Genomic DNA, 11094 nt, shown 5'->3' with positions numbered 1-11094 from the left:
CCCACCGCGGCTGCCGTATTCCAATCGTATGGGATCAGCTTATGCTCTACGTTCCAGCCTGTTCCTTCCGTCCTGCGTACCATGCAGAAGCTTGCGCAAGGCGTGCCAGATTCCATAACATGGGGAAAAGGAAGATCATCCTCGTAGGCGGGCAAGCCGACACTGCCCGGATTGACAAGCCATTTGCCATCCGGCAGCGTTAAGGTATGGTATACATGGCTGTGTCCGCAGAAAATGCCGCGCTCCTGTATAGTGTGCAGCTCCGTATGCAGCGTTTCCGCTTTTTTGTAAAACACGCCGGATTCAGTCACTTCTTCAAGCAGGTACCGTCCATTGTGAAAAGGAGTTCCGTGACAGAACAGCAGATCCTCATAGCGCCACACGGCTAAATGGTCCGCAATCCATGCTTCCGTGCCGGCATTAAGCAGCGGTTTAACATGGCGGTACGTCAGCGAGTCGCTATCCTGCTCCAAAAGAATCTCGTCGCAGTTCCCCATGATGTTGACGATATCGCCGCGCTGTCTAAGCAGCTGCGCTGTCCCGAGCGGATCGACCGGACCGAATAAACTGTCCCCCAGATTGACGATTGTGTCGGCACCGCTCCGGTCAATATCCTGCAGAACCGCCTCGAGAGCCGGTGCGTTGCTATGTATGTCCGAAATTACCGCTATCGTGTAGGTCAATCTGACTCCCTCCCGAAACACGCGTTCTCTATATTATAACAGCAAAACCGAAACTGGAGAAATCAGGGACTCCGCCGCCTCTCGGAAAAATAAAAGGATGCCCCAGCCCAAGCAGGCAAAGACATCCTTCCAAAGCGGGAAACCGCCGATGGATCAATTCACACAGGCCGCTTTCAACCACGCTTCGGTAATCAGCGCGTGCCCTGCGGGGGTCGGGTGAACGCCGTCTTCCGCCCAATAGGCCGGGTCGGCCTTCATCGATGCGGCTGCGAATAGGCCGTCAAGCGGCACCAGCAGCGCCCCGTACTCGCGGGCCAGCTTCCGTACCACGGCGATTTTCGGGTCCAGATCTTCCCGCCAATCGCGGTTCAGCCCCTGAACCGGCAGAACGAACGGCTCGATCAGGATCAGCTTGGCGGCCAAAGTCTGCCGCGTGCGGTCCAGCAGATTCCGGTACTGAGCCTCGAACGCTTCCGGCGTCGTCTCGTCGCCGCTGTCGTACCGGCACCAGCTCTCGTTGATGCCGACATAGATGGATACCCAGGTCGGCTTCAGCGCGAGACAGTCCCTGTCCCAGCGCCGCACGAGATCGGCAGCCCGGTCGCCGCCGACGCCCCGGTTGTAGAAGGTAAGCTTTTTCTCCGGAAACAGCAGGCCAAGCCGTCCGGCAACCATCAGGGGATACCCATTTCCCAGCGAATAAGCGTCAAAGCGGTTGCGGCTGGCGTCGGTAATGCTGTCACCCTGGAACAAAATCACGTCGTTTTCTTTAAAAAGCATCGGATAAGCTCCTCCTTCTTATTTGAAATATCCGTCCCTGTAAACAAGGCTGCCTGAATAGTCTTTATAAACACCGTGCACATAGGGTTTCTGCAAAGTAAATTCTTTAAAATAGTGAACCGGGATAATGACCATCTGATCGATCAGCAGGCGCTCGGCTTGATGGTACAGCTTCATGCGCAGCGCATCGTCCCCCGTCTGCTGCGCCTGGCGAATATAGGAATCATACTCCGCGTTATGCCAGCTGCTGTCATTATCCGTGCTCCAGGAAGTGTACATTTCAAGAAAAGAAGCAGGATCGTTATAATCCGCCGACCAGCCCGCTCTGGCGATTTCAAAGTTCAAGGCCATGCGGTTATTCAGCAGTTCCTCCCAGGGCTGAACCTCGGCGTATACGTCGATGCCCAGATTATTCGCCCACATCGAGGTAACGGCCGACGAGATATACTCATGTCCTTCATTGAAAATAAGCTTCGTTTCCGGGAACGCGCTCAATCCTTCCTCTTGCAAGCCTTTTTTCAGCAGCTCCTGTGCCTTATCCGTATCCTCCGTAAAATAAGGAGCTCGGGAAGCCTCCTCCCGAAACGTCTTACCGGCGCCCCGGATACCCGGCGGAACAAAAGCATAGGCCGGCGTTCCGTGGGTCAGCATCTCTCTTGAAATTGCCATACCCAGCGCCCGGCGGATATTTACGTTGTCGAACGGAGGCTTGGTCACATTGAACACGTAATAATATGTACTGGCGGGATTGTAGGCGTGCACGTCCTTTTTTGTTGCCTTATTCAGCTTGAAGACATTGATGTTCGTCTCGGACGGCCCCGACCAGTCCAGTTGACCCTGTTTGTACATGGCCAGCTCCTGATCTGGATCGTTCAGAATGCCCATCTTGATCCGGTCAAAATGAATCTTCTTCGCTTCGGGATACAATTTGTTCTTGGACAGCACGATTTCTTGGTCAGGCACCCATTTCGTCAGAGTGAACGGACCGTTGCCGACAAAGCTTTTGGCGGACCGGGCCCAGTTCTTATTGCTCTTCACAACGGATGGATTGACCGGCAGGTAAGCCCGTGAAGCCGCCAGCTGTAAAAAGTAGGAAGTCCGGCTCCGCAGCGTCACTTTGAGCGTCGTATCGTTTACAGCCTGAACGCCGACCTTCGAAGCGTTTTTCAGCGTCCCGTTATGATAGGTCTCTCCGCCCGCAAGATAGTACAGCATATAGGCGTGGGGGGACGAGGTGGCGGGATTCAGCACTCTTTTCCACGCATATTCGAAAATCCGAAGCTTTAACCTTCTGCTTATTGCTCCATGCCGCGTCGCCCCGGAGCTTGAACGTGTACGTTCTGCCGTCCTGCGAGACGGCCCACGATTTCGCCATGGCCGGTTCAATTCCGCCGTTCCTGCTGGTGCGCACCAGCCCTTCAAAAACCCCGTTTAGCACCTCGTCGCTTGTGCTGTCGTACGACAAAGCAGGGTCCAGCGAAATCGGATTCGTATACAGATTAAAGCGGAAAATTTGCTCCCTCGGCGCGCCCCATGCCAAAGAAGCCAAGCAAATCGAAACGGCCAGAAAGCATACCGCCGCGGGGATCATGATCTTTTTCTTCATTATACAGCTCCTTTCCGGTTGTAACCGTTCTAATCATAGACTCTATTACGATTTGGAATTATTGGCAATCCCAAAATTCATGGTATCATTGACGGATGATTGAAGCCGTGATATATTATTAAGTAACTAATAGTAAGTATATTTATTTAATAAATTAATTAATTTTTAATCATCGGATGGAGGCATTACAATGAGTACACCAGCAACCGTTAACCCTTTTTTAGAAGTTGTCCAAGCCCGCAGATCGGCCATGAATTTCGTAGAGGGCGTCAAAATTCCGCAAAGCGAGCTCGAAGAAATCTTCTCCCATACCAGACTCGCTCCTTCGGCTTTCAATCTACAGCACGCCCGTTATAAAGTAATCGCAGACCCTGAGCTTAAGGAGAAGGTCCGCGAGAGCGCCTACGGACAATACAAAATTCATACCGCTTCCGCTGTCATTGTCGTCCTGGGGGATATGCATGCCTACGAGCAGGCGCCAGAAATTTACGGTGGTCTCAAAATGCTGGGGGCGATGTCGCAGGAGGAATATGACGGGGTGATAGGCGCGATCAATCAGGCATACATAGGCAAAGAGGCTTTCCAACGCGACGAAGCGATCCGCAATGCTTCACTGTCGGCCATGCAGTTCATGCTGATCGCCAAAGACAAGGGCTGGGATACATGCCCGATGATCGGATTCGATCCGGAGGCCGTCAAGAATGTTCTTGGGCTGCCGGACCATCTCGTTCCCGTGATGCTGATTACTATCGGCAAGGACAACCAGCGCAAGATCAGACCGCGCGGCTACCGCAAGCCGGTGGGCGAGTTCGTCGATTTTATGTAAGTTTGGTATGAAAAAGCTGCTCTCATGGCTTGCGCGACAAGCCGGAGGGCATTTTTTATGGCTACATCTGAGAGACTGATCGGAGGTTCGCTTGGCAGATCGAGACCTCGCTCCTTGTAATAGTCCCATTTATGTCATTAACATAATCTGTTCCGCTCTCGCAATTACTTTTTCTTTCCCATGTTACTTTGTACTCATTATTTATGTGTTTTATCGAAATTATTTTGGCTTCACCAAAATTGCTGTTTTTCTTATGATGCTGCTGGACATTTTTACTCATCTCATCGCCGCCCCTTCCTTTTTGAAGAGATAGTAACGCAACGCTTCCCCTTAACTTTGGCGTATGTACTGAAGGAACTTTCATCAAAAGGGAAATCTTATTACCAATACGACTACTAGAAGAACCAAAGCAATTCCGACCGAATATATCCCTTGTCTATTCTTATTCTTCAAATAGGTAGCCAGGCCGTTAAATAATAACGAACCGGACAGGGCAAGCATCATCCAGGACATTCTTACCTGGGTTTCAGAGCCGAGATCACCTTTATTTATCAATATAGGTATAGCCAGTGCCACGGCCGCTAAACTGAACAGGACTCCAATAGTTTTTATCGCTATGCGCAAATGAGTCACCCCCTTAATCTGATCGAGTAAAGACAGTATATGGTCAAGAAAGAACCCCACCATCCGGCGGGGTCAAGTGACATCTTTGGGGGTCAGGGATATTATATAATCCTCGATGCTAAAAGGTGCATAAAATGGGCTGGCTATCCGCTTAAACTGCCGCAAACTGGCTGTTGTACAGCCGGGCGTAATAGCCTCCCAGGCGGAGAAGCTGCTCATGGGTGCCGCTTTCCACAATATCGCCGTCCTTCATGAACAGAATGAGGTCCGACTCGCGGATCGTGGACAGCCGGTGGGCGATGACGAAGCTGGTGCGTCCGTCCATCATTTTCAGGAATGCGCGCTGGATGCGGATTTCAGTCCGCGTGTCGATGCTGCTCGTCGCTTCGTCCAGAATGAGCATCGGCGGGTCGGCCAGCAGCACGCGCGCAATTGTCAGCAGCTGCTTCTGCCCCTGGGACAGGTTGTCGCCGGAGCCGCTGATCACCGTATTGTAGCCGTCCGGAAGACGTTTGATGAAGCTGTGTGCGCTCACGGCCTTGGCGGCGGCAATGACTTCTTCGTCGGTCGCCTCCGGCTTCCCGTAAGCGATATTGTCCCTTATGCTTCCGCCGAACAGCCACGTATCCTGCAGCACCATGCCGAAATTGCGGCGCAGGCTGTCGCGCGTCATCTCCTTAATGTCCACGCCTCCGATTCGGATCGCGCCGCCGCCTGCATCATAAAAACGCATCAGCAGGTTAACCAGCGTCGTCTTGCCTGCTCCGGTCTGTCCGACAATGGCGACCCGGGTGCCCGGTTTGACTTCCAGACTGAAATCCGTAATCAAGGGACGTTCGGGACTATAAGCAAATTTGACCTTGTCGAATACAACCGTCCCCTGCCCCGGCTCAGGGTCAAACGCATCCGGATCGTCGGGCTGTTCGGGCTCAAGGTCCAGAACCGCAAAGACACGCTGGGCCGAAGCGGTCGCCGACTGAAGCTGCGTAATGACGCCGGTTATTTCATTAAATGGTTTGGCGAACAGATTGGAAAAGATCAGAAAGCCGGACAAATCCCCGACGGTCAACCCGCCCGCGATAATGACAATGCTGCCGATAATTGCGATAACGGAAAATGTAATGTTGTTAACCAGCCGGGTCGTCGGTCCGGAAAGCGAGCCGTAAAACTGCGCATGGACGCCAGCCTGGTACAGTTCCCCGTTCAGTCCTTCGAACCGTTCATAAGTTTTGTCCTCATAGTGAAAAGCCTGAACGATTTTTTGCCCGCCGACCACTTCTTCCACATAACCGTTAAGGCTGCCGAGAATTTTGGCCTGGTCGCGGAAGAGCTGCTGCGAGCGCGTCGTAATGAACCGGGCCATATAGTACGAAGCGGGCGCGGACAGCAGCACGACCACGGTCATGAGCGGGCTGATATACAGCATCAGTCCGATCGCGCCGACGATCGTAACGGCGCCGGTAAGCAGAGTCTGAAAGCCTTGGAGCAGACCGTCCGATACGGCGTCCATATCGTTCACAAACCGGCTGATCAGGTCGCCCTGCGGGTGATTGTCATGGAATTTCAGCGGCAGGACATTCAGCTTGTCGAACAGGTCGTTCCGCATGCGGTTTACCGTGTGATAGGCGATCCGGTTCGTGAGATAGGTCAGCAGCCAGCCGCACAGGCTTCCGGCAAGGAATACAACCGCCAATTCCAGGATGAGCCTTAGCAGCGCGTCAAAATCCACCTTCCCGGGTCCGATCATATAGTCGACCGCCCGGGCGATCAGCAGCGGCCCGATCAGGCTGGCCGCCACGCTAAGGATGGCGCAGAGCGCCGCCAGAATGGCGGAGCTTCTAAACTGCGCGGTATAGATAATCAATCTTTTCCAAACCTGCTTGCCGCTCATAAAGCCGCCTCCTCGCTTGACAGCTGGGAGTTGCAGATTTCACGGTATACCTCGCAGCTGTGAAGTAAATCCTCATGCCGGCCGACCCCGGCAATCCGGCCGTCTTCGAACACGATAATTCTGTCGGCCTGCCGGACGGTGCCGACCCGCTGGGAGACGACTAGCGTTGTCATCCCGGCGCGGCTCTCTTTCAGTTCGCGGCGAAGCGCCGCGTCAGTAGCGAAATCGAGTGCGCTGGAGGAATCGTCCAGAATCAGAAGGTCCGGACGGCCGACCACGGCCCGCGCAATGGTTAACCGCTGCTTCTGTCCGCCGGAAAGGTTCAATCCGCCGCGGGAAACGTCTGTATTTAAGCCTTTGGGCAGCTTGGAAATGAACTCCTCCGCCTGCGCGACAGCCGCCGCTGCGCGGATTTCGTCCTCGGTCGCCTCCGTCTTCCCCCAGCGGATATTATCGGCGATCGTGCCCGTAAAGAGCACCGCCTTCTGCGGGACGATGCCGATGGATTCTCTGAGCCGGAGAAGCGGGTAATCCTTGACGTTCACCCCCTCCACCCGCACCTCGCCCGAGAAGGCGTCATAGAAGCGGGGGATCAGATTGACAAATGTCGATTTGCCCGAGCCTGTGCCGCCGATCAGACCTACGGTCTCGCCCCGCCAGATCTTCACGGAAATATCGTCCAGCGCAAGCTCTCCAGCCTTGCTGTATCCAAAAGAAACATGGTCGAACTCAATGGCGGGGACCTGAGAAGCCGGTTCGGAACCGTCAGTTCGCCCTGCTTGCATGGCAAGAAACTCTCCGGTTTCGGCTATCGGTGAAATGACCGGATGCTCCGGCTCCGCAACCGAACTTGAAACCGCCAGCACTTCGTTTACTCTAGCCAGCGACGAATTGGCTTTGGTGAAGATAATCACCAAATTCGAGGTAACGATCAGCGCCAGCAAAATCTGGGTGACATAGTTGATAAAAGCAATGATTTCCCCTTGCGAAAGCCGGCCCGCATTAATGTGAATGCCTCCCGCCCATAGAATCGCGAGGATGGCCGCATTGACCACCAATAAGGTCAACGGGCTGAGCAGAGCGGAAATCCGGCCGACATGCAGAGCCGTCGCCGTCACATCGTCCGCAGCGGCGATGAAGCGTTCCCTTTCCTTCCGCCGCTTGGCGAAAGCGCGGATGACCCGGATGCCGGACAGGTTCTCGCTCAGTACCTGGGCGATTGAATCCAGCTTCTGCTGGTACTTGCGGTACAGCGGTGATGAACGCGAAATGATCCAATACAGCAGTACAGCAAAGACCGGCGCGGCCGCCAGCAGCACAAGCGACAAGCGAAAATCGAGAATCATGGCCATGATGATCGCTCCAATAGCGATAAACGGCGCACGGATGACAAGCCGGATCAGCATGGCAACCGCCAGCTGCAGCTGATTCACGTCATTGGTAATCCGGTTGATCAGCGAAGGCGTGCCGAATTGGTCAAGCTCCGCATAGGACAGCGAAGAAATATGCCGGAACATCGCATTCCGCAGCCTGGTCCCGAATCCCTGGGACGCCCGGGACGCCGAATACTGGCATACCATGGAGCAGGCGAAGCCAAGGATGGACATAAGGAGCATCAGTCCTCCCATCCGGTACACATAAGCGGAGTCATGCAATCCAATCCCCCTGTTCACCATCAGCGCGACGATGGTCGGCAGCAGCAGTTCGAGGATCGCCTCCAGCAGCTTGAAAATCGGGCCGATAATCAGCTGTTTCCGGTAGGGCTTCAGAAATACACTAATTTTATTCATTGCAGGAGTCACACCCATTCAAAGAAATACGTAAAATATTTCACAAATATAAAATGAACAGTTATGATTATGTCATAACTACATCCATATTAAAAATATTGGATTCGTATCACTCCGATACGATAGTCATATTCCATGGGACGGGGATTCAAAATGGACATTAGACAGCTCAAATATTTCTTGACGATTGCCGAGGAAGGTCAGATTACTTCAGCCGCGAAGAAGCTGCAAATGGCGCAGCCGCCGCTTAGCCAGCAGTTAAAGCAGCTGGAAGAAGAGCTTGGCGTCAAGCTGGTCGAACGGGGTCCGCGCAGCGTTCATCTGACTGACGCGGGAGTGATTTTGCGGAACCGGGCGCAGCAAATTCTCGATTTGGCTGATGCGACGACAAGGGAAATCGGCGATTACGTCAAAGGATTGACGGGAACGCTGTCCATTGGAACAGTCTCCTCTTCGGGCTCCGTCCTGCTGCAGAATCGGCTGTGCGAGTTCCACCAGACCTATGAGGGAGTCAAGTTCGAGATTCATGAAGGCAATACATTCAAGATTATCGATCTGCTGAGTAAAGGAATCGTGGAGCTCGGCATCGTGCGCACACCGTTCAATCCGGCCAATCTAGAATGCCGCTATACCGGTTCCGAACCCATGATTGCCGTCATGACCCGTGAGCTAGACTTTAAACCAGGTCATACTATGATCGATCTAGGCGAACTGGAGGACAAGCCTCTCATTATCTACCGCCGGTTCGAGCAGCTCATTACCGATGCCTGCCTGGAGCACGGCTTCGAGCCGCTGCTGTTCTGTATGAACGACGATGCCCGGACGACACTGCTGTGGGCCAATGCGGGCCTTGGGATCGGTATTATCCCGAAATCCGCCTTTGGGCTTGTGAGCAGCGGCAATCTGCTCTGCAAAGAAATCAATAGCGACACGTTGCGTACACGCATTGCCGCTATTATGATGAAGGGAAAATATGCGTCCACCCTGGCGACGAAGTTCTTCGAGAGCTTTCGCCCAGGGGAGCGCTGAAAGTGACCAATATTGACACGATTCCTTATTGTGCTAAATTTATGACAAAGAAATTACACTTATATAAAGAGGATAGGTGAACCCATTGCTGAATTTCGGTTTCTCAAGAGTCGCCGCCGCCTCCCCTGAACTTCGGGTAGCCGACTGTGCGTTTAATGCCAATAAAATTATTGAAGTGATTGAGCAAGCTGACAACCAGCAGGTGGAATACCTTGTTCTGCCGGAGCTGTGCATCACCGGCTATACCTGCGCCGATTTGTTCATGCAGCGCCGGCTGCTTGATTCAGCCTTGGAGGCTCTGCTCGCAATCGCCGCCAAAACTGCAGACCTGAGCATGGTTGTCATTGCCGGCCTGCCTATCGACGTCAGAGGCCGGCTGTATAATTGCGCCGCCGTTATACAGAGCGGAAGCATTCTCGGGATTGTACCCAAGACCTGCATTCCCGGTTATAGCGAATTCTATGAGCCCCGCTGGTTTGCCGGAGCCGAAGAATTGGAAACTACGGAGCTGCGCATCGGCGGAGCCGCAGTCCCGATCGGCAGCGATCTTATGTTTGTCTGTGACGAGAATTCCAATCTGGCCTTCGGCGTGGAAATTTGCGAGGATCTGTGGGTTCCCATTCCGCCGAGCAGCCGGCTGGCCCAGGCGGGAGCGGTGCTGCTGTTCAACCCGTCCGCCAGCAATGAACTTGTCGGCAAGGCGGATTATCGTCGGCAGCTTGTCTCGGGGCAATCCGCTTCTTGCGTTGCCGGATACGTCTATGCCGGCTGCAATACCGGCGAATCGACAACGGACGTCGTCTTCGGCGGCCACTCGCTTATCGCCGAGAACGGACAAATGCTGGCGGAATCGGACCGGTTCACCCATGAGAGCCGGATCACCATCGCCGATATCGACATTCCAAGACTCCATTATTCCCGCATGGCGATGGGAACCTTCCGGGGCGGCCGGGGCGGCGGCGATTACCGTGAGATTTCGTTCACAAATCCCGTCCGCAAGAGCGATCCCCCCCGGGAGCTGGCCCGCGAAGTGGCCTCGAACCCCTTTGTCCCGGGCAACCCGCTGAAGCGGGACGAACGCTGCCAGGAAATCCTGTCGATTCAGACCTCCGGCCTGATGAAGCGCATACGTCACATCGGCACCAAGCAGGCGGTGATCGGCATTTCCGGCGGGCTTGATTCCACGCTCGCGCTGCTTGTCGCGGTAAGGGCGATGGAGCTGCTCGGCCGTCCGGCCAGCGACGTGCTCGCCGTTACCATGCCCGGGTTCGGAACGACAAACCGGACCTACGATAACGCCGTCGGCCTGATTAAAGCGCTGGGCGCCTCGATGATGGTCGTCGACATCAAAGCCGCCTGCCTCCAGCATTTTGCAGACATCGGTCATGACAAGGACGTGCAAGATCTGACCTACGAGAATGTTCAGGCCAGGGAGCGTACGCAGATTCTGATGGATCTGGCGAACAAGAACGGCGGCATCGTCATCGGGACCGGCGACCTGTCCGAGCTGGCTCTCGGCTGGTGCACCTATAACGGTGACCATATGTCCATGTACGGCGTCAATTCGGGGATTCCGAAGACGCTGATCAAATATGTCGTCCAGTGGTACGCCGACCATGAAGCGGACGAGACCGCCAGCAAGTTTCTGTACGATATCATCGACACGGGAATCAGTCCGGAGTTGCTGCCGCCTTCACCGGATGGCGAGATCGCCCAGCTCACGGAAGACATTCTGGGTCCATACGATGTACATGATTTCTACCTGTATTACATGCTTAGAACGGGAGCTCCGCCCGCCAAAATTCTGTATCTCGCACAGCATGCTTTTGGCGATCGCTTCACGAAAGAGCAGCTGGTACAGTGGA

General features: G+C 54.2%; 9 protein-coding genes. 3 read left to right on the top strand and 6 right to left on the bottom strand.

Features of this window, described 5'->3' with window-relative positions; genetic code table 11:
* The 4 genes from L691_RS0104290 to L691_RS33890 form a co-directional block, all read right to left on the bottom strand.
* The coding region (locus L691_RS0104290; protein ID WP_025688991.1) for a metallophosphoesterase family protein at window positions 1–683 on the bottom strand (683 nt) is incomplete at its 3' end.
* A 153-nt stretch (window positions 684–836) separates the two neighbouring features.
* On the bottom strand, window positions 837–1463 hold the full coding sequence (locus L691_RS0104285; RefSeq protein WP_025688990.1) for an SGNH/GDSL hydrolase family protein: 627 nt from the start codon (window positions 1461–1463) through the stop codon (window positions 837–839).
* 18 nt (window positions 1464–1481) lie between these two features.
* On the bottom strand, window positions 1482–2714 hold the full coding sequence (locus L691_RS27785) for a peptide ABC transporter substrate-binding protein (RefSeq protein ID WP_198022975.1): 1233 nt from the start codon (window positions 2712–2714) through the stop codon (window positions 1482–1484).
* Window positions 2641–3069 (bottom strand): ABC transporter substrate-binding protein, encoded by a 429-nt coding sequence (locus tag L691_RS33890; protein ID WP_084653814.1) that lies wholly within the window; start codon window positions 3067–3069, stop codon window positions 2641–2643. Before L691_RS33890 ends, L691_RS27785 begins: the two co-directional genes overlap by 74 nt.
* Before the next feature lie 190 nt (window positions 3070–3259).
* Between L691_RS33890 and L691_RS0104275 the strand changes: the two genes are divergently transcribed.
* The gene (locus L691_RS0104275; RefSeq protein WP_025688988.1) at window positions 3260–3895 is read left to right on the top strand and encodes a nitroreductase family protein; all 636 of its coding nucleotides are present in this window, start codon (window positions 3260–3262) and stop codon (window positions 3893–3895) included.
* A gap of 775 nt (window positions 3896–4670) precedes the next feature.
* Here L691_RS0104275 and L691_RS0104260 read toward each other — a convergent pair.
* Together L691_RS0104260 and L691_RS0104255 are read right to left on the bottom strand one after the other, a co-directional pair.
* Window positions 4671–6410 (bottom strand): ABC transporter ATP-binding protein, encoded by a 1740-nt coding sequence (locus tag L691_RS0104260; protein ID WP_025688985.1) that lies wholly within the window; start codon window positions 6408–6410, stop codon window positions 4671–4673.
* Window positions 6407–8200 carry an ABC transporter ATP-binding protein gene (locus L691_RS0104255; protein WP_025688983.1) on the bottom strand — a complete coding sequence of 598 codons (1794 nt, stop codon included), beginning with the start codon at window positions 8198–8200 and terminating at the stop codon, window positions 6407–6409. Before L691_RS0104255 ends, L691_RS0104260 begins: the two co-directional genes overlap by 4 nt.
* 153 nt (window positions 8201–8353) lie before the next feature.
* On the opposite strand from L691_RS0104255, the gene L691_RS0104250 reads away from it, so the two are divergent.
* Together L691_RS0104250 and L691_RS0104245 are read left to right on the top strand one after the other, a co-directional pair.
* Entirely contained in the window at window positions 8354–9229 is an 876-nt protein-coding gene (locus L691_RS0104250) for a LysR family transcriptional regulator (RefSeq protein ID WP_025688981.1), read from the top strand.
* A gap of 76 nt (window positions 9230–9305) precedes the next feature.
* On the top strand, window positions 9306–11094 hold a 1789-nt coding region (locus L691_RS0104245; RefSeq protein ID WP_232229094.1), incomplete at its 3' end, for an NAD(+) synthase.

This window comes from Paenibacillus zanthoxyli JH29, assembly GCF_000520715.1.
GTDB lineage: Bacteria > Bacillota > Bacilli > Paenibacillales > Paenibacillaceae > Paenibacillus_AQ > Paenibacillus_AQ zanthoxyli.
This window is presented reverse-complemented; position numbering and strand designations above follow the sequence as displayed.

What these genes read in the sequence shown, in the direction of transcription:
- L691_RS0104260 (WP_025688985.1), bottom strand. Translation starts at nt 6,410, where the DNA reads ATGAGCGGCAAGCAGGTTTGGAAAAGATTGATTATCTATACCGCGCAG.
- L691_RS0104255 (WP_025688983.1), bottom strand. Translation starts at nt 8,200, where the DNA reads ATGAATAAAATTAGTGTATTTCTGAAGCCCTACCGGAAACAGCTGATT.
- L691_RS0104275 (WP_025688988.1), top strand. Translation starts at nt 3,260, where the DNA reads ATGAGTACACCAGCAACCGTTAACCCTTTTTTAGAAGTTGTCCAAGCC.
- L691_RS0104250 (WP_025688981.1), top strand. Translation starts at nt 8,354, where the DNA reads ATGGACATTAGACAGCTCAAATATTTCTTGACGATTGCCGAGGAAGGT.
- L691_RS33890 (WP_084653814.1), bottom strand. Translation starts at nt 3,069, where the DNA reads ATGAAGAAAAAGATCATGATCCCCGCGGCGGTATGCTTTCTGGCCGTT.
- L691_RS0104285 (WP_025688990.1), bottom strand. Translation starts at nt 1,463, where the DNA reads ATGCTTTTTAAAGAAAACGACGTGATTTTGTTCCAGGGTGACAGCATT.